This window comes from Methanocella sp., assembly GCF_035506375.1.
In the GTDB taxonomy this organism is placed as follows: Archaea; Halobacteriota; Methanocellia; order Methanocellales; family Methanocellaceae; genus Methanocella.
Map to the genome: position 1 here is coordinate 80,648 of NZ_DATJPM010000039.1, position 19,597 is coordinate 100,244.

Annotated in this window: 17 protein-coding genes; 14 read left to right on the top strand and 3 right to left on the bottom strand. The window is 60.4% G+C overall.

The genetic code is table 11. From position 1 onward, the window contains the following. The first annotated feature begins 22 nt into the window (after positions 1-22). Positions 23-583 carry an XTP/dITP diphosphatase gene (locus VMC84_RS05180; protein ID WP_325378783.1) on the top strand — a complete coding sequence of 187 codons (561 nt, stop codon included), beginning with the start codon at positions 23-25 and terminating at the stop codon, positions 581-583. 383 nt (positions 584-966) lie between these two features. Here the strand turns inward: VMC84_RS05180 and VMC84_RS05185 are convergent, their stop codons facing one another. The 3 genes from VMC84_RS05185 to VMC84_RS05195 form a co-directional block, all read right to left on the bottom strand. Then, the gene (locus VMC84_RS05185) at positions 967-1,173 is read right to left on the bottom strand and encodes a hypothetical protein (protein WP_325378785.1); all 207 of its coding nucleotides are present in this window, start codon (positions 1,171-1,173) and stop codon (positions 967-969) included. A gap of 74 nt (positions 1,174-1,247) precedes the next feature. Beyond that, positions 1,248-3,338, bottom strand: a complete 2,091-nt coding sequence (acs, locus tag VMC84_RS05190; protein ID WP_325378787.1) for an acetate--CoA ligase alpha subunit — start codon at positions 3,336-3,338, stop codon at positions 1,248-1,250. 167 nt (positions 3,339-3,505) lie between these two features. Beyond that, positions 3,506-4,483 (bottom strand): ABC transporter substrate-binding protein, encoded by a 978-nt coding sequence (locus VMC84_RS05195; RefSeq protein WP_325378789.1) that lies wholly within the window; start codon positions 4,481-4,483, stop codon positions 3,506-3,508. Between the two features lie 159 nt (positions 4,484-4,642). Between VMC84_RS05195 and VMC84_RS05200 the strand changes: the two genes are divergently transcribed. The 13 genes from VMC84_RS05200 to VMC84_RS05260 all read left to right on the top strand — a co-directional run. Further along, positions 4,643-6,118, top strand: a complete 1,476-nt coding sequence (locus VMC84_RS05200) for a cobyric acid synthase (protein WP_325378791.1) — start codon at positions 4,643-4,645, stop codon at positions 6,116-6,118. A 52-nt stretch (positions 6,119-6,170) separates the two neighbouring features. Continuing rightward, positions 6,171-7,076: an adenosylcobinamide amidohydrolase gene (locus tag VMC84_RS05205; protein WP_325378793.1), complete on the top strand. Its 906-nt coding sequence runs from the start codon at positions 6,171-6,173 to the stop codon at positions 7,074-7,076. A gap of 259 nt (positions 7,077-7,335) precedes the next feature. Next, on the top strand, positions 7,336-7,947 hold the full coding sequence (locus VMC84_RS05210; protein WP_325378795.1) for a TetR/AcrR family transcriptional regulator: 612 nt from the start codon (positions 7,336-7,338) through the stop codon (positions 7,945-7,947). An 11-nt stretch (positions 7,948-7,958) separates the two neighbouring features. Continuing rightward, positions 7,959-11,567 (top strand): efflux RND transporter permease subunit, encoded by a 3,609-nt coding sequence (locus VMC84_RS05215; protein ID WP_325378797.1) that lies wholly within the window; start codon positions 7,959-7,961, stop codon positions 11,565-11,567. 125 nt (positions 11,568-11,692) lie between these two features. After that, a complete protein-coding gene (locus VMC84_RS05220; RefSeq protein WP_325378799.1) occupies positions 11,693-12,451 on the top strand; it encodes an indole-3-glycerol-phosphate synthase in 759 nt (252 codons plus the stop codon). Next, on the top strand, positions 12,452-13,936 hold the full coding sequence (locus VMC84_RS05225; RefSeq protein WP_325378801.1) for an anthranilate synthase component I family protein: 1,485 nt from the start codon (positions 12,452-12,454) through the stop codon (positions 13,934-13,936). 1 nt (position 13,937) lies between these two features. Then, positions 13,938-14,507 carry an aminodeoxychorismate/anthranilate synthase component II gene (locus VMC84_RS05230; protein ID WP_325378803.1) on the top strand — a complete coding sequence of 190 codons (570 nt, stop codon included), beginning with the start codon at positions 13,938-13,940 and terminating at the stop codon, positions 14,505-14,507. Beyond that, positions 14,508-15,551: an anthranilate phosphoribosyltransferase gene (gene trpD, locus VMC84_RS05235; RefSeq protein ID WP_325378805.1), complete on the top strand. Its 1,044-nt coding sequence runs from the start codon at positions 14,508-14,510 to the stop codon at positions 15,549-15,551. Continuing rightward, on the top strand, positions 15,548-16,192 hold the full coding sequence (locus VMC84_RS05240; protein ID WP_325378807.1) for a phosphoribosylanthranilate isomerase: 645 nt from the start codon (positions 15,548-15,550) through the stop codon (positions 16,190-16,192). The genes trpD and VMC84_RS05240 overlap by 4 nt, the downstream gene beginning before the upstream one ends. Then, positions 16,185-17,357: a tryptophan synthase subunit beta gene (gene trpB, locus VMC84_RS05245; RefSeq protein ID WP_349256746.1), complete on the top strand. Its 1,173-nt coding sequence runs from the start codon at positions 16,185-16,187 to the stop codon at positions 17,355-17,357. The genes VMC84_RS05240 and trpB overlap by 8 nt, the downstream gene beginning before the upstream one ends. 59 nt (positions 17,358-17,416) lie before the next feature. Continuing rightward, positions 17,417-18,175, top strand: coding sequence for a tryptophan synthase subunit alpha (trpA, locus tag VMC84_RS05250; RefSeq protein ID WP_325378817.1), 759 nt, complete (start codon positions 17,417-17,419; stop codon positions 18,173-18,175). Positions 18,176-18,199: 24 nt separating this feature from the next. After that, the gene (locus tag VMC84_RS05255) at positions 18,200-19,021 is read left to right on the top strand and encodes a winged helix-turn-helix transcriptional regulator (protein WP_325378811.1); all 822 of its coding nucleotides are present in this window, start codon (positions 18,200-18,202) and stop codon (positions 19,019-19,021) included. A gap of 428 nt (positions 19,022-19,449) precedes the next feature. Next, positions 19,450-19,597 (top strand): formaldehyde-activating enzyme (locus VMC84_RS05260; RefSeq protein WP_325378819.1); only part of this gene is annotated, 148 nt, incomplete at its 3' end.

The following is a 19,597-nucleotide window of genomic DNA, read 5'->3' on the forward strand; positions in this document are numbered from 1 at the left end:
CCCGCAAGTACTTTATTTTAGCATGCTGAGGCCCATTATTTGTTTCGTCACGACCAACGCGGGCAAGCTCCGTGAGGCGAAGGACTTATTTAAAGAGCACTTCGAGGTGGAGCAGGTCGACACGACGTACCCCGAGCTGCAGGAGGACGATTTAAGTAAAATAGCCGCCTACGGCGCCCGCTACTGCGCCGACGCCCTGAACAAGGAGGTCATCGTCGAGGACTCCGGCCTGTTCATCGACGCCCTCAAGGGCTTTCCCGGGCCCTATTCGGCGTTCGTGCAGAAGACGCTGGGCAACAAAGGCATTCTCAAGCTAATGGAAGGCGTCGAGGGCCGGCGCGCCGAGTTCCGCTCCGTCGTGGGATACTGTGCTCCCGGGCAGGAGCCGGTAACGTTCACGGGAATCTGGTGGGGCGACATCTTAACCGAGGAGACCGGCAGGAACGGGTTCGGCTACGATCCCATCTTCTCCTATCGCAAGTACCCAGTGGGCGAGATGACCGTGGAGCAGAAGAACGAGGTCAGCCACCGCCGGCGGTCGATGATCCAGTTCCGGGACTGGTACCTGAGCAAAATCAAGTAAAAGTTCACCACGGGGCGCACGGAGGCGCCACTGAGGACACGGTTAATTATTCACCACGGCGACACGGCGAACACGGCGCTCTTTAATATTCGGCACGGCGGACGCACGGCGACACGGCTTCCTGATAATATAATTAAGTAAGGGGTCTCCGAGGGGTAATCAAGAGCGCTCCGCGCGGCGTCAGCCCCCTTCAGGAAATAAAAGTCCTCCGTGCCCTCCGTGGTGAATATTAAAGAGCGCCGTGCCCTCCGTGCCCTCTGTGGTGAATATTAAACCGTGTCCTCCGTGGTGCCTCCGTGCGCCCCGTGGTCATTTCTCGCCGATGGCGATGTCCTGATCGCCTTTGGTGCGCTCCAGGAACGCCATGGAGATGCGCGTCTTGATCACGTTCCTATCGGCGATGGAGGTGGACGAAGTAGCCGGCGAAGCCTGGCCATGTACTTTTGCAGGGCCAGCGAGAGGGCGATGGCCAGGACGGAGACGTAGATGCTCAGCGACGAATTAAAGAAGGGTATGACGACGATGGCCAGTATGGCGGCCACTATGATGATCGACGCGACCGTATAGCGAAGCTTTGAGCTAAACGTCAATTGCCACCCATCCCTTAGTCCTACTTACGCTAAGGCGGGATAAATCCTTATTCGTGCCCTAAAGAAAAACGAGCTTATTTCGGCGATATGGCCAGCCTGACGTCTAATGCCAGACAGCCCCGGCCCTTCTCGTAGACCTTGACCGGGTTGATATCCATCTCCAGGATGTCCGGGAAGTCGGTGACAAGCTGCGAGAGGCGCTCTAAGAACTCCGCCAGCTTTTCAATGTCGGAGGGCTTCTCGCCCCTCGTGCCTTCGAGCATCTGGTGAGTCTTGATGCCGTAGATCATCCCGTACGCGTCCCTCTCGTTGAGGGGTGCTACCCGGAACTGCACGTCCTTGAGGACTTCCACGTAGATGCCGCCGAGGCCGAACATGATCAGCGGGCCGAACTGGGGGTCCCGGTTCATGCCTAAAATTACTTCCTTGCCGCCGGTGGCCATCTGCTGGATTAAAACGCCGCTGATGCGGCACCGGGGCGCCGCCAGGGTCACGTCCTTCATCATTCTGTTATAGGCGTTCTCCAGCTCCTCGTCGCTGCCGATGCCCACTTTTACGCCGCCAACGTCCGACTTGTGGATAATGTCGGGGGAGACTATCTTCATCACGATGGGGTAGCCCATCTCGCGGGCCGCCTGCATGGCGTCGCCCACGCTCGAGGCGATCCGGTACTTGAGCGTCGGTATCCCGTAGGCCTCCAGGACCGGTAAAGCCTCCAGGCCCAGAACGGTGATGCCCATGCTGCGGGAATGGTCGATGATGCCCCGGACCTTTTCCATGTCGACGTCGAAGCGCTTCGGCGGGACGTAGACGCGCTGGCTGATCTTCTGGTACTTCGACATCATCCGCATGGTGAACGCCGCCCTGGCGGGGTCGTCATAGTTGTAAAGGCCGTGCTGCTTCAGGACCTGCACGCCTTCGTCCATGACGAGGCCGCCCACGAAGCAGGGCAGGATGGGCTTGTCCGTCTTCTTCTTTATTTCGCCGATGACATCCGCGATGGCGACGGGGTCGGTCATGGCCTGTGGCGTGGCGAGGACCAGGATGCCGTCCACGCCTTCGTCCCTGACCACGGTCTCCAGGGCGAAGTGGTACAGGTGGGCGCTGGCGTCGCCCAGCACGTCGACGGGATTGTAGAAGCTCGCCGCCGCCGGCAGGGTCGTCTTGAGCGTGTCCACCGTTTCCTTTGATAAAGTAGCCAGGCGCAGGCCGTAGCGCTCGCAGGAGTCCGTCGCCAGGATGCCCGGCCCTCCGGCGTTGGTTATTATGGCGACGCGGTCGCCCCGGGGCACGGGCTGGCAGGAGAAGCCGCCCGCCATGTCGAAGAACTCGAACATCGTGTCCGCCCGGATCACTCCGGACTGCATGAACGCCGAATCGTAGGCGGCGTCCGAGCCGGCGAGGCTGCCCGTGTGTGAGGACACGGCGCGGGCGCCGGCGCTGGTCCTGCCGCTCTTGACCACGATGACAGGCTTGGCCTTCGATACGTCCCTGGCCGCCTGGATGAAGCGCCGGCCGTCGGTGATCCCCTCCAGATAGGCGAGGATCACCCGCGTGTTATCGTCATTCTTCCAGGCCTCCATGAAGTCGATCTCGTTCAGGTCAGACTTATTCCCGAGGCTCGCGAAGTAGTCGAAGCCGACGCCAGTGGCGTCAGACCAGTCCAGGATGGCGGTGCCCAGGGCACCGGACTGGGTGATGATGGATACGTTGCCCGCCGGGGGCATCTTCTTGGCGAAGGAGGCGTTGCACTTCGTGTGCGTGTTCAGGATGCCCAGGCAGTTCGGGCCCACGATGCGCATGCTATAGGAGCGCGCGATGTCCTTGACCTCGTTCTCGAGCCGGGCGCCCTCGACGCCTACCTCCTTGAAGCCGGCAGAAATGATGACCAGGTACTTGATGCCCTTCTCGCCGCATTCCCGCACGGCCTGGGGCACGAGCTTGGAGGGTATGACGATGACCGCCAGGTCGATGGGGCCGGGCACGTCGAGCACGGTCTTGTAGCACTTGAGCCCTTCGATCTCGTCGGAATTCGGGTTAATAGGATATATTTTTCCTTCATAGCCGTTCAGGAGGTTGTCGAGCACCGCCCTGCCCACTTTCCCCTTGACGTGCGAAGCGCCAATGATCGCAACGCTTTCCGGGTTAAACATATTCTCCAACATGTAGCTCCATACCTGAAAGTTGTTTACGCGTTAATATGTCATCCTTGCAACATTACCGGAGGAATTTGCTAGCAGATGTTAACGCTTATAATAAATAACATTTGCTATAAACTCAATGAAAAATAATGATAAATTATAAAAAATATTATTGGGAGCCAGGAGGCTCCTTAACTGAATAGCTCGGGGTGGATGGCCCTGGCAATAGCTAGGCCGGCGTCCGGAAGCCTGGGGCCGGGGCGCTCCATGAGGTTGCCGTCCACCATGATGATGTGGCCGTTCTTGTAGGCCTTCATGTTCGCCATCCACGGCAGGCTGCCGTTCTTGAAGGCGTTGAAGCTGTCCGTGGTCGTCATGAGCCCGTCAACCGGCACAATGATGTAATCCGGGTCGGCGCTGGCGATGGCTTCGGAGCTCATCACCGCGAACTCGTTGACGTTCGCGGCCGTATTCTTCCCGCCGGCCTGCCGGATGAGGTCATCCCCGTATGTATTCGAGCCATAAACGTAGATGCTTTCCCCTGGAACATACCCGACCAGGAGCAGGACGGAGGGCTTCTGGCTATCGTTCAGGCTGGCCGCCTTCGCCGTGATGGCGGCCATCCGGTCGTCGATGTTCTTGACAATGGCCGTCGCATTGGCCTCCTTGCCGGTGACCTTGCCCATCAGCAGGATATTTTTCTCGATGTTCGTCATGTTGCTGTTCTTTAAGATGATGACAGGATACCCCATGCTGGTCAGCTTATTGACCGCATCTTCGCTGGTGATGTCCTCGGCGAAGATCACGTCGGGGCTGGCGTTCCCTATCTTCTCGTAGCTGACGCCGCTAAACCCGCTTACGTGCGTAACGTTCTTCGCCTCGGCCGGGTAGTCGTCGTAGTCCGTTCCGCCGACGAGCTTATTGCCCGCGCCGAGGGCGAACAGGATCTCGGTGTTGGCCGGCGATAGTGACACGATGCGCTCGGGCGCGTGGGAGAGCGTGATGACCCTCCCGAAGTTATCAGTGACGTTCATCGGGAATCCGGCCGTTGTAGTCGGCGCCGGGGTAGGCGACGCCTGCGGCGAGCTGGTGGTGCAGCCGCAGAGCGCGAGCACTACCGCCACGATACAGATAGAAACGATAATGGTCAGGTCCTTATATTTCACCATATTACCTCAAAATAATTTGATTTAAATCAATTTTTTTTGATTAGTATGTGCTACTCATATAAAAAATTACTCGTTAACCCTTCGTCATCCATGCATATTGCGAGGGCTTTTATAGTAAATCAAGTTTAATTTAGCGATATAAAGTAAAACGGAGTTGCTATGTCTCCCAATGGCCGTGCAAAAGTGCTCGCCGTGCTCGGCACCCAGTCGCATGCCGGGAAGAGCGTCATCGTGACCGCCCTGTGCCGGATACTGAAGAACCGGGGCTATCGCGTCGCACCCTTCAAGTCCCAGAACATGAGCCTCAACTCCTGGATCACGAAAGACAATAAGGAGATCGGCATCGCCCAGGCCGTCCAGGCCTTTGCCGCGGGCGCGGAGCCCTCGGCCGACATGAACCCCGTGCTCCTGAAGCCCAAGGGCGGGATGACGTCCCAGGTGATCGTGCTTGGCGTGCCCCTGGGAGACCGGAGCGTCGGCCAGTACTATACCACAACGGAGGAGATGATGGCCATAGCGACCGGGGCCCTGGGCCGGTTATCGAGCTCCTACGACGTCATCGTCATGGAGGGCGCCGGAGGGGCGGCGGAAATCAACTTATACGACAGGGATATCGCCAACACGAGGATGGCTAAGGCGGCCGGAGCGCCCGTAATTCTCGTCGGCGACATCGAGCGGGGCGGCGTCTTCGCGAGCCTCTACGGGACCATCGCGCTGCTCCCGGAAGAGGACAGGAAGCTCGTAAAAGGGATCATCATCAATAAGTTCCGGGGCGACCCGTCTTTACTAAGGTCGGGCATCGAGGCGCTGGAAAAAATGACCGGTGTTCCCGTGCTCGGCATCATCCCCTACGAGCGCCTGTCCATACCGTCGGAGGACTCCGTTTCCATAGAGGATAAAAGAGAAACAGGCCGGTTGCCGATCGACATCGCTGTCATCCGGTTCCCGCTCATCTCCAACTTCACGGACTTCGAGCCGCTGGAGCGCGTGGCGGGCGTCAGGTACGTTCCGCTCGGCGGCGACCTCGGGAACCCGGACATCGTCATCCTGCCTGGCACTAAAAATACCGTGAGCGACCTCAGGGACCTTTCCGGCTCGCCCATGTTCGCAAAAATAAAGGCGCTTGCCGCGGGCGGCACGCCCGTCATCGGCATTTGTGGCGGATACCAGATGCTGGGCGAGCGCGTCGTCGATAGCGGCATCGAGGGCGATAATGCGGGTACGCTGAGGGGACTGGGCCTGTTGCCAGTGGAGACCAGGTTCGACGCCTATGAGAAGACCGCGCGCCAGGTCACGAAACGGGTCACGGGCGACGGGCCGATCCTGGGCCCGCTGCAGGGCTCGACGGTCAGCGGATACGAGATCCATATGGGCCAGACGGCGTCGTGCAGCCATGTTTTCGAGGACGACGGCTGCGCGGACCCCTCGGGCCTGGTGATCGGGACGTATCTCCACGGCCTGTTCGAGAACAGGGGCCTGACGGACTCGCTATTATCGTACGCGTGCAGGAGAAAAGGCCTCGATTATTCCCCGGGTGACGAGCCCCGGGACGCATACGATGAGCTGGCGGGCATCGTCGAGCCATGCCTGGACATGAAAGCGCTCATGTCAATCATAGAGGCCGGCTGCGATTAACTATTTGAGGCCGGCCGTGATATAATGGCCTTTAGCATTTCGAGGTGCGTAAGTGAGGTACTACGTTGTGGATAAGACGCTCGTCGTCAAAGGCGACTTCGACGGCCTGAGCACGGGAATAAACGGCGGCCGGCGACGCGTCAAAGCCATCATTAACCACGAGGTCGACAAAGACTTCGGCCACGACGAGCCCGTCGCCTATATGGACGCGGTGGCCTCGAAGCTGGGCGTCGAATGCCCCTGCTTTTACTTTTTAACGGCAGTCTACATGGAAAACCTGTGCGTCGTCCGGGACCGGCAGGTGACGGCCTTCGTCACGGCAGGCGTGAGCAACCCGTGCCAGGCGCCGGGCACCATAAACGTCATTTTAGTGGTCCATGGCCATATGTCCGAGGGCGCCATGGCGAGCGCCGTGATAACGGCGACCGAAGCAAAGTCCAAAGCGCTCTTCGACATGGGCTTCGACTTCACGGGCACGACCACCGACGCCGTCGCCGTCCTGAGCGAGGAATTAAAGACCGACGTCTGCGGCCCCGTGTACTTCGAGTACTCGGGCTCCGGGACGGACATTGGCCATAGCATCTACCGGTGCGTGAAAAAGGGCGTCGTGGAGGGCATCAAGCGCCAGCACGCCCTCGTGGGCGGGAACAACAGGAGCCGCCTGTTCGTATACGCCGTCTCCGACGAAGGCCCCTATTGGATCGAGTTCCCCCGGGAGAACTGCGGAAAGGGTAAGTGCGAGTACTACCCGTGCCACTTCGAGGGCCAGGACTGCACGTGCTGTTATTGCCCGCTCTATCCCTGCGAGGACCCGGAGCTGGGCGAGTGGATAAAGAGCAGCCGGGGCTACCCGGTGTGGACCTGCAAGGACTGCACTCTTTTACATCACAAGAAGGCCGTGGACTATCTGGCTAAGCATCCGGACACAAGCACCAAAGAACTCAAGCATCTGGAATAACAATTAATATTAAAAAAGAGTTGGTGCCGCCTGGTGTAAACCTGGTGTAATTGGTGATTATAACAGTTTTTAGTGAATTTGGTGTAACCTTGGTACTACTTGTGAGCACGATGGTTTCAATCGCACGGAGCTTACACCATATGCACCAATTATTTATAATAACTCCAAGCGAATAAGCGCTTTTCTCCTAAAGCAACCCTTAAATACTTTAAACGTTGTTACACTGACTTACTGTCAGTCAATACATCGTCGTGTTATTATGCGTGTGGCCAAGGACCCCGTAGTGAGGCGAAATGAGCTCATCGATACGGCCGAGGAACTTTTCAGGGAAAACGGCTGCGAGGAAACGTCGGTGAGCGACATCGTGAAGAAGGTCGGCGTCGCCCAGGGAACCTTCTATTATTATTTCAAGTCCAAGGACGACATCCTGGACGCCGTGCTCGACCACTACCTGAAAGACCACCTCGAGCCTGCCGTCAAGGGCATCATGGCCGACGGCTCGCTGGACACGATGCAGAAGATCGATCGGATCATTAAAGAGTCGCTGAGCTTCCAGATGGGAGAGAGGAAGGTCATGGAGTTCCTGCACACAGACAAGAACATGGCATCCCGCCAGAAGTACATGCTGAAGGTCCGGGATATGTTCGTGCCGATCATCACCGACGTCCTGGAGGAGGGCATCGCATCGGGCATGTTCACGGTGCCGTACCCCCGGGAGACTGCAGAGCTACTTCTGGTCATGTTCACGTACATGCACGAATCGGCGGAGAGGTCAGCGAACGGGGACTATGGCAGGAAGGTCAAAGCCGCCGAGGACATCGTGGTAAAGGTATTAGGGCTAAAGGAAAAAGGCATAGAGCTTAACATCTGAGAGGCATCATCATGGTTTCCATCTTCAAGACGTTCGGCGAGATCATCACGAAGCACCCGTGGGCGTTCGTCGCCTTATGGATCGTGGCGCTCGTCGTATCTCTTCCTCTACTGGGCGTGTTCACGTCAAACCTGAAATACGATACGACCGGGTTCATCCCGAAGGACCTGGGCGCCATCGCGGCCCAGGACAAATACGACGAGCAGTTCCCGGGCAACTCTTCGAATCATATCCTGGTGGTCATTCAGTCGGACAACAAGACCACCGCCATGCACTTCATGGACGACCTGGACGCCGCCGTCCTTGCCGACGCGAACGTCACCAACGTCACCGGCACGTCGTCCATCTACAACATCCAGCGGGACGCGGTCGTCAACATGACGCCCGACCTGTTCCATTCATTGTACGACGCCATGGACAACACCAGCGACGGGAACAAGAAACTATACAACGCCACGGACGAAGTCCGCAACAGCAGTAACGGACTGTACTGGCTGTGGGATAACGTCACTAAGACCAACGACCAGTTCTACAAGGCCCGCAAGCAGATCGTCGACTCCAGCGCCCGGTTGTACTCCGCCCGGGACCAGATCGTCGCGGCCCACGATGGCCTGTACCAGATCAAAGGCGCCGCGGACATGATCCTCGGAGTCCCGATGAGCTTTGTGCAGGCCTATAATGGGACAGACTCGTCGCTCGATGACGCAAACCGCAGCCTGGTCGCGTATCAGGCGGTAAAAAGTTCTCTATCCGGCCCGGCCTCTAACTACCTCGATGCATTTTATCACGCCTGGACCACCGGCTCAGGAGAGCCGATGACGCGAGCGCAGAACTCCATACGCTCAACTGATGTGTCCGGCTTCATCGGCGCCATGCCCGAAAGTCAGAGGCCGATGATGCTGAATATAGTGAATAATTTTCCACTCTCGAACTATCCCGGCGGCGAGAGGGACTTTTGCGTGAACACCGTGGCCGGCATGCAGGGCATCACCGACTCGTCCCTGAAGCAGCAGCTCTATGCCGCCTATGACCTGGGGGCGTCGCCGTCCTCCACGGCCATAGATAACCTGGTGATCAGCATGGCGGCGAGTCAGGGGGGCGTTGATAAAGGCTCCATCGAGGATATCTATTACCTGGGCAGGAACCCGTCAGATGGCACCATCGGCAACTACGTGGTGAACAAGGCGGTCGAAAGCCTGAGGGACTCGGCCGACGGCAGGAACATGAGCGCGTCGGACCTGCAGAACGCGACCGACATGCTTCACGACGCCTGGAACCTCGGGCCCTCGGCTACAGAGCAGAACTTCGACAACTACGTCCTGAGCAAGGCCGAGAAGGGCCTGAACTCCACTGAAAGGCAGACGGTGGAGGAGATCTGGGGCTGGGGCAGAAATCCGAATGATTCCGTTATCAGCTCATACGTGCTCAGGGAAGCCGGCAAGGACCTGAACGCCTCGGAGAACCGGACGCTGGCCGAAATATACGCCCTCGGCCGGAACGCGAGCAACGACACCATAAAGAATTACGTCATCGGCAAGGCCCTGGACGAGCTGAACCTCACGTCTAACACCACCTACTTCATGGCCCTCCTGAGCCTGGACAGGAACCTGACCGATGACCAGCTCAAGGACTTCGCCCGGAGCTGGGAAGCGTCCCATGGCTATGATGACCCGAAGATACTGCCGGACTCGGTGGTCAGCGGCCTGGCCGCCGGTAAGGTCACGCTGTACATCGTCACCACCAGCGACCTCGAGTCGTCCACGGGCGCCAGCGACTCCGTCAAGGCCATCCAGGACCACGTGGCCGGCCTCGCCAAAGACGAGCGCTATTCGGGCGTCAGGGCCTACGTCACCGGCTCCACGGCGATATCCATGGACACCAAGGCGTCCGCCATGGACGATGTCAACAACATCGACAAGGTGACCATCGTGCTCGTCCTGATAATCCTGGCCATCTACTTCCGCTCGTTCCTCACGCCGTTCATCCCGCTGCTCATCACCGGCATCGGGGTCGTCGTGGCGTTCGGCTTCATGGGCATCGTGACCACCCAGATCGATGTGTTCTACCTGGTCATGACCTTCATGGTGGTGATCATGCTGGGGGCGGGCACGGACTACTGCGTGTTCATCCTCTCCCGCTACGCGGAGGAGCGCTCGAAGGGCGCGGAAATAAAGGCCTCGGTCATCTCGTCCATGGAAAATGCCGGCAAGAGCATCGCCTCCAGCGGCACGACGGCCATGATCGGCTTCAGCTCGCTCATGCTCATCGACAACGGCATATTCCGGTCCATTGGCATCGGCACCGCGAGCGCCGTGCTCTTCTGCATGCTCGTGGCGCTGACGCTGGTGCCCGCCGTCCTGACGATCGCCGGAGACCGGCTCTTCTGGCCCAAGAAGCTTTACATGTCCGGCCCGGGCAAGCTCGGCAAGGCCTGGCGGGCGATCACCCATAAAGTGCTCAAGCACTCAAAGGTAATATTCGCCATCGCGCTCCTGATCACCGTGCCCGCGCTCTATATCTACTCGAACCTCCAGCTGGGCAACGACTTCGTCTCAATGATGCCGGACTCCTACGCCAGCAAGATGGGCTACGACCTCATGAACAGCGAGTTCGGCAGCGGAGCACTCGAAAAGGGCATGGTCGTCGCCACGCTTCCGGAGAACCTGGCGGGGCCGGACGGGAACTACTCGGCCGCCGCCCTGGGCCGGGTGGAAGCCCTGTCCTCCATGCTCGCGGCCACGCCAGGCGTCGATAAGGTGTACTCCATGACCCGCCCCGAGGGGGTGACCATCGAGTACGACAACCTGTCGGCCTACAAAGGCGCCGAAAAGGAGTACTACCAGAACTACATGGACAACAGCACCGGCATCGACGGGCGCACCACGGTCATCTACGTGGCGTTCAACGGCTCGCCGTTCTCAGACCAGGCCCAGAGGTCCACCGACGCCATGAAGCAGGAGCTAAAGGCGTACGAAGCCGAAAACCCCGGGACCGCGCTCCTGCTGGGCGGTAGCTCGGTGGGCTCCTACGAGTACCAGAAGATGTGCACCGACAAGTACATCCTGGTCATACCGGTCGTGCTCATCGGCATATTCCTGGTGCTCCTCGTCCTGCTCCGGTCCGTCTTCACGCCCGCCCGGCTGATCATGACCCTGCTGATGAGCATGTTCTGGACGCTGGCCGTGTTCATCCTGGTGTTCCAGTTCTGGCTCCATGCCTCGGTCTACTGGATGCTGCCCATTATCCTTTTCTGCGTGCTCATGGGCCTGGGCGTCGATTACGACATCTTCCTGGTGACGCGCATACGGGAGGAGGTCTACAAGGGCTTCAGCGAGGAGGCGGCCATCGAGAACGCCATCGAGTCCTCCGGCACCATCATCACCCTGTGCGGCCTCGTGATGGCGTCCGCCTTCGGGTCCATGATGTTGTCGAGCACCATCATGCTGAAGGAGTTCGGCTTCGTTTTGTGTATGGCGATCCTCCTGGACGCGACGCTGATGCGCCTGGTGATAGTGCCGTCAATCATGGTCCTGCTTAAAAAGTATAACTGGTGGATGCCGTTCGTCAAGGACGATGAGGCAAAGCTGGCCGCCGTACCGGAAATCCAGAAGCCCAAATAAAAGCGCCGGAGCCTTTATGGCTCCACTTTTCCCTTTTTTTACCATCGTTTTCGCCGGCCATGCGGAAAGTATAAATAAATAATTTGATGTATGTTTTTATACATCAAAGTATAAAGTTGTACGTGGTGAACCGGTTGAACTTTACTGACATACTCCAGGCCCGCAAGCGCGACTACGTGCCATACGAGGGCGACGCAGGCCCCGACAGGCGGCCATTAAGCCTCGTGGAATTTATTGCGGCGGCAAAACAGGACGGAAGGCCCCCTGTCATTGCCGAGGTCAAGCCGGCCTCGCCCACCGCGGGCCGGCTGAGACGGGTAGCCGACGTATCGTCCCTGGCGCTCTCCTTTAAAAATAACGGCGCCTGCGGCATATCGGTGCTCACCGAGCCCCGGTTCTTCGGGGGCTCGACCGCCAGCCTGAAAGAGGCCAGTTGCGGCCTGCCGGTGCTCCGGAAGGACTTCCTCTTTCATCCCGCCCAGATAAAAGAATCGTTCGCCCTCGGCGCCGACAGCCTACTTTTGATCGCCTCCTTCTTTTCCCCCGACTGCCTTTCCGACATGATCTCCGAAGCCCGGTCCTACGGGATGGAGCCCCTGGTGGAAGTGCACGGCGAGGACGACATCCAGCGCGCCGGGTCCGCCGGGGCCACGCTGTACGCGGTGAACAACCGGGACAAGGACACGCTCGAGGTCGACCTCCGCAGGACGGCCCGCCTGGCGCCGCTCATCGACGGCACCGTAGTCAGCGCGTCCGGCATCGGGACGCGGGAGCAGCTCATGGAGGCGCTCGAATACTGCGACGCCGCCCTCGTCGGGAGCGCCCTGATGCGGTCGAAGGACCCCGGAAAAGCCCTGAGCTTGCTCGTTTACGGGGTGCCGTAGATGCTCGAATACGACTATAGCCGGCCCCTGCTGAGCCCGGCATCGATACGGGAACGCCTCCGGAGGCCGGCGTGTGTCACGCCGATCATCGAAGTGGCCAGGCCGTCAGCCACGCCTCTGGACGCGTACCTGCGCCTCAAGGGCCATGGAGACCGCGCCTTCCTGTTCGAGTCGGCAGACCTCGGAGAAAAGTCCGCCAGGTTCTCGTTCGTCGGTGCCGGCGGCGAACTCATAACCGTCAAGGACGGCTCCATCCTCCTCAACGGTAAAAAAATACCCTACAAAAAGGGCCCCGTCGCATTCCTCAAGGACGTGCTGGCCGGCTTCCGGCCCGCGGGCCCCGTCTTCGTGAACGAGAAGGCGCCCCTGCCCGTCTTCTACGGGGGGCTCGCCGGGTATATCTCCTACGATTTCATCCGGTACTTCGACAGCGTGGGCTGCTCGGCGTGCGACGACCTTGGCTGCCCCGACGCGGAGCTGGCCTTCGTGAGGGACCTGGCCGTGTACGATCACGGCTTAAAAAAGCTGCTCCTGATATCGAACGACTTCTCCGGCGACATCGAAGGGGCAAAGGCCCGCATAGCCGCCATGAAGAGGTCACTGGCCGGCGGCGAGACGGCCCGGCCGCCCTCGTCGGAGGCCGTGAAGCTGGAGCTTACATACTCCATGCCACGGGAGCGATATATGGAGATGGTGAAGCGGGCGAAGGAGTACATCCTGGACGGGGACGCCTTCCAGATCGTGCTCTCGCTCCGGGCGGAGGCCGAGGCGGACTTCGACCCGGTGGCGCTGTACCAGGCCCTCAAGGAGATCAACCCGTCGCCGTACATGTATTTCCTCGAGTGCGGGGGCACGGGCATCGTGGGCTCCAGCCCCGAGATCCTCGTCAAGGTCGAGGACAGGAAAGTCACCGTCCGCCCCATCGCCGGCACACGGAAGCGCGGCCGGACCCGGGAGGAGGACCTGCTCATGGAGCAGGAGATGAAGTCAGACCCCAAGGAGCTGGCCGAGCACGTGATGCTCGTCGACCTGGGGAGGAACGACGTGGGCAAGGTGGCAAAGTTCGGCAGCGTCAGGGTCAATGACTACATGTCCGTGGAGAAGTACTCCCACGTCCAGCATATCGTGTCCAACGTGGTGGGCGACCTGCGCGACGACATGGACGCCGTGGACGTGCTCGTGGCTACTTTCCCGGCCGGCACGGTGTCGGGCGCCCCGAAAACGCGGGCCATGCAGATCATCGAGGAGCTCGAGGGGCGCCGGAGGGGACTTTACGCGGGCTGCGTGGGCTACTTCTGCTTTAACTCGAACTCCGACCTGGCCATCGCCATCCGGACCATTCTTTTGAAGAACGGGAAGGCGTACGTCCAGGCCGGCGCCGGCATCGTCATGGACTCCGTGCCCGAGAAGGAGCACCTGGAATCGATGAATAAGGGGGCGGCCATGCTCGGCGCCCTGGGAAGATCGCTTAAAGGAGGCGAATAGCGTGAAAGTGCTGATCATCGACAATATCGACTCGTTCGTGTATAACCTGTACCAGTACGTCGGCGAACTCGGGGCCGACCCCGAGGTAGTCCCGAACACCATCACCGTCGACGAGGTGCTCGAAAAGGCGCCAGACCGCATCATCCTGAGCCCCGGGCCGGGCAAGCCCGAGGACTCCGGGAGCTGCGTCCAGATAATAAAAGAGCTCGGGCCCCGGATACCCATCATGGGAGTGTGCCTGGGCCACCAGGCCATCGGCATCGCCTTCGGGGGCGTCGTGTCCCGGGCCTGCGCTCCATTACACGGCAAGTCGAGCTGCATCCGGCACGACGGCCGGGGCATCTACGCCGGCATACGGGACACCATCACGGCCGCCCGGTACCACTCTCTCGCCGTGAAAAAAGAGGGGCTTCCCGAGTGCCTGGTGGTCACGGCGAAGAGCGACGACGGGGAGATCATGGGCATACGGCACCGGGAGTACCCCATCGAGGGCGTCCAGTTCCACCCGGAATCGATCCTCACGGACTACGGCAAGGTGCTGCTGAAGAACTTTTTATACCGGGGTGTCTGAATGCAGCTGATCGCCCATGACATGGGCTTTTTCATCCAGAAGCTCGTGGACCGCAAAGACCTGTCCCGGGAGGAGGCCGCCGACGCCATGCGCCACATCATGTCCGGCCGGGCCACCCCTTCCCAGATCGGCGGGTTCCTGACGGCGCTGCGCATGAAGGGCGCCTCCGTGGAGGAGGTGACCGCCTTCGCCATGGGGATGCGAGAGTTCGCCCTAAACATAACGCCCGACGTGGGCCGGCCGCTCGTGGACATGTGCGGCACCGGAGGAGACGCCATCAAGACTTTTAACATAAGCACCGCGGCCTCCTTCGTCGTGGCGGCGGCCGGCATACCCGTCGCCAAGCACGGGAACCGGTCGGTCACGTCGAAGTCGGGCAGCGCAGACGTGCTCGAGGCCCTCGGCGCCCGCATAGAGCTGGCCCCGGCCGCCGTGAAGCGGATGATCGAGGACATCGGCTTCGGCTTCATGTACGCCCCGGCCTTCCACGGGGCCATGCGCCACGCGCTCGGCCCCAGGAAAGAGCTCGGCATCCGCACGGTGTTCAACCTGCTGGGGCCGCTGACGAACCCGGCCTCGGCGCGGGCCCAGGTCATGGGCGTCTACGACCGGGGCCTGGTCGTGCCCATCGCCCGGGTACTGAGCAATTTAGGCGTCGAGAGGGCGCTGGTCGTCCACGGCGCCGGGGGCCTCGACGAGGCCTCCACGTTCGGGCCGACATACGCCTGTGAATTAAGGGACGGCACGGTCCGCCCGTACACCCTGACGCCCGAAAGCCTGGGCATCAAAAAGGCGAGCGTAGAAGACCTGGGGGGAGGGGGCGCGAAGGCGAACGCCGCCACGACGCTCGACATCCTCCGGGGCGCCCGCGGGCCGAAGCTCGACATCGTGCTTCTCAACGCGGCGTGCGGCATCTACGTGGGAGGCGGCGCGCCGACGCTGCCGGAAGCCCTGGACGTCGCGGCGGAAAAGGTCATCTCCGGCGCGGCCTACGATAAGCTGATGGAATATATTGAATATTCGTGCTCGGAGGCCGGCACGTGAAAGTAAAGATCTGCGGCGTCTGCACGCCGGAGGACGCCATGAAGTGCGCCGAGGCGGGCGCGGACGCCGTGGGGATGCTCCTGGCCCGGTCGCCGCGGCGCATTACAGTCGAGCAGGCCCGGGCGATCGCGAAGACGCTGCCCCCGGCCGTGAGGCCGGTCATCGTGATGATGCCATCCACCGTGGGCGAGGCAGTGGATGCGGCGCACGCCATCCGCCCCGGGGCCATACAGCTCCAGGGCGACGAGCCGCCCGAAATGGTATCTGAAATAAAGAAGGCGCTGCCGGGGACGTGCATCGTCAAGGCGGTCCACGTGGGCGAGGGCCGGGAGATGGAGAAGGCCCTGGAATACGAGAAGGTGGCCGATGCCATCCTGCTGGACACCGCGTCCCCGAACCGCGGGGGCAGCGGGGCGATCCACGACTGGGCTATCTCTAAGAGGATCGTCGCTGCCGTGAAAAAGCCCGTGATACTCGCCGGGGGGCTGAACCCCAAAAACGTGGCCTCCGCCGTCCGGGAGGTCCGGCCATACGCCGTGGACGTGGCCAGCGGCGTCGAGGGCGAGGGCCGGGCCAAGGACATCCGGCTCGTCACCGCATTTATCGAGAACGCGAAGGAGGCCTCCGATGGCCATCAGTAGCCGGTACGGCGAGTACGGGGGCACCTACGTGCCCGAGATGCTGGTGCCCGCCCTTCAGGAAGTGGAGGCGGCATACCTTCGGTATAAGGACGACCTGTCGTTCCGCGGCGAGCTGGAAGCTTACCTGCGGGAGTACGTGGGCAGGCCCACGCCGCTGACGCCCGCGAAGAACATGAGCGCGAAGTACGGCTTTAACATTTATCTAAAAAGGGAGGACCAGGCGTTCACCGGCGCCCACAAGATCAACAACACCATGGGCCAGGCATTACTGGCGAAGCGGATGGGCAAGACGAGGCTCATCGCCGAGACGGGGGCGGGCCAGCACGGCGTGGCCACGGCCACTGCCGCCCGGGCGCTGGGCATGAAGTGCACCATCTACATGGGGGAGGTGGACATCCAGCGCCAGAAGATGAACGTGTTCCGCATGCGGCTCCTGGGCGCCGAAGTGGTCGCCGTGAAGAACGGTACGCGAACGTTGAAGGATGCCATCAGCGAGGCAATGCGCTCCTGGGTCACCTGCCTGGACGACACTCACTATCTGTTCGGCACGGCCTACGGGCCCCACCCGTATCCGGCCATCGTCAAGGACTTCCAGAGCGTCATCGGCCGGGAGGCGCGGGAGCAGATATTAGATAAAGAGGGCAGGCTCCCCGACGCCGTCGTGGCATGCGTGGGCGGCGGAAGCAACGCCATCGGCATCTTTTCCGGCTTCATCGACGACGAAGGGGTGCGGCTTATCGGGGTGGAGGCCGGGGGCTGCGGCATTTCCACAAAAAAACACGCGGCCCGCTTCCAGACGGGAAAGAAGGGCGTGCTACACGGCTCCTACACCTACATCCTCCAGGACCGCTATGGCCAGATCCTCGACACGCACAGCGTCTCGGCAGGATTAGATTATGCGGCCGTGGGGCCAGAGCACGCCTTACTGCGCGACGTGGGCCGGGCGGAGTACAGCTACGCCACGGACGACGAGGCCCTCGCCGCTTTTCAGGAGCTGGGCATGGTGGAGGGCATCCTGCCGGCGCTGGAGTCGGCGCACGCCGTGGCCTGGGCCATGAAGAACCGCGGAGACTTCAATAAAAGATCCGTCGTGGTCATCAACCTCTCGGGCAGGGGAGATAAGGACGTCGAAACGGTGGCTAAGCACATGGGGGTGTCGCTCTGAGGCTGGACGAAAAGTTCTCGGAGCTGAAGGAAAAGGGCGAGGGCGCCCTGCTCGCGTATATTACTTTAGGCGACCCGTCGCCCGAGGAGTCCTTCATCCTGGCCCAGGCGCTCATCGACTCCGGAAGCGTCGACGTCCTCGAGCTGGGCGTCCCCTTCTCCGACCCGATCGCCGACGGCCCGGTCATCCAGGCGGCCGTGGACCGGGCGCTGAAGGCGGGCATGAACACGGACCTGGCGTTCGAGCTCTCGAAGAGGCTCGATAAAAAAGTGCCCGTCGTATATCTCACATACTATAACATCGTGCTACAGAGGGGCGTGGAGAAGTTCGCGGCCGACTGCAAGGACTCGGGCGTCGGCGGCCTCATCGTCGCCGACCTGCCCTTCGAGGAGAGCGGCCGGCTCCGTGATGCCTGCCGGGCGAACGGCGTCGACTACATCCACATCGTGACGCCGAACACTCCCCCGGCCCGCATGCGGATGATAATGGAGAACGCCTCGGGCTTCGTATACCTGGTCTCCAGCATGGGCGTCACCGGCGCCCGCCGTGACCTGGCAAAGGGGCTGGGCGCATCGGTCGCCCGCGCCGTCGAGTGCTCGAACGGCACGCCCGTCGCCGTCGGCTTCGGCATCTCGGGGCCGGAGCACGTGCGGGATATCATCGGCATGGGCGCCGATGGCGCCATCGTGGGGAGCGCCATCGTGGCCATGGTTGCGAGGGGGGCGGGCCCGGGCGAGACCCTGGGCTTTGTGAAACGGCTGAAGGAGGGCACGCTCGCCGGAATCCCGGTTTCTGCGGGGCAGGAAAAGATTAAATAACAACCTGAGCAGTATCCTCTTAGCATGGCCGGGAAGCGGGGAGCTTTAAGGCTTGCAGCCGTCGCAATGGTGCTTATCGTAGCCTGCGTACTGGCATATTTCCTGCTGCTGGAAATTGTGAGGCCCCATACTGCCGCCGGCAACGGCGGCTACGTCGTGGTACCCCATAACTCGAGCGCGAATGAAGTCGGCATCGGGACGCCCGAGCAGATGGCCGGGGCCGATACAGGCGGAGCCGACAGCGCCGTCTCGTTTTTTCAGTTGCCCCTGTGGATACAGCTCTACGCCCTGCCGGGGATACTGATCGGCGCCATCGCCTCGTTCGGAGCGGCGGTATTCGTCGTCCGCCGCACCAGGAAGAGCAATAATCCAAATAAGCGCGAAGTATTTACCTATATTACGGACAACCCGGGCTGCACGGCGCCCGAGCTGGCCAGGGATGAATACATGAACATCGGCACCGTCCGCTATTACGTCCAGTGCCTCGAGGCCGAGGGCCGCATCGTGCTCCGGAAGATCGGCAAGTTCAACCGCATTTTCGTGAACTCGCACACCTACGACGACCGGGAGAAGCTCATCGCATCTTACCTGAGGAGCGACTCCAGCCGCCAGATACTTAGCGCGCTGATGGACACCCCAGGCATCACCAACCAGCGGCTATCCGATAAGCTGGGCATTGAGAAGAGCCTGGTCTACCGGTACATGCAAAAGCTTCTGGACGACGGCATCGTCACCTTCGAGTGGGAGGGCAATAACAAGCTCTATTATATCAGCCAGGGCGCTAAAGAGCCTCTTATCAAGCTCATGCCCCGAAACTACCAGTGCCCGGGCCTCATGAAAGAATAAAGCCTCTCCAGGCTCAATAAGAACGCTCGAAGACTATTTCAGCCACGAAGTAACTCGAAGCGGGCCTGAAGCGACACGAGGATATTATTTAACATTTATGCTGTGTTGTATAATAGCTGTTGTCTTTCTGGATGACTTGTTTTAAGCCCGCGAAGTGAATACAAGACCGCGAAGACTTATTTAATAATTATTTTATGTCTAATGGCTTTTCGATTTTTCAATTTATGATATGACCTTCATTTATATATCTTCGCGGTCTTTGCGTTAGCTTCGCGGCCTTAGCGCTCGAAACAGTCTTCGCGGGCTTGTTTTCACTTGGCGGGGCTATAACGGTCTTCGTGTAGCTTAACCTATTTTTGTGGGCCTTGACACGATTACGCCAAAATTTATAACGTATCAGGGTATTAAGGCGTCATGAGGTAGGAATCGTGTATCTAGTCGGAGAAGCATTGATCGGCGAGGGCAACGAGGTCGCCCACATCGATCTGTTAGTCGGAGACAAGGCCGGCCCGGTCGGCATGGCTTTCGCCAACGGCATGACGAACATGTCCGCGGGGCACACCCCGCTGCTGGCGG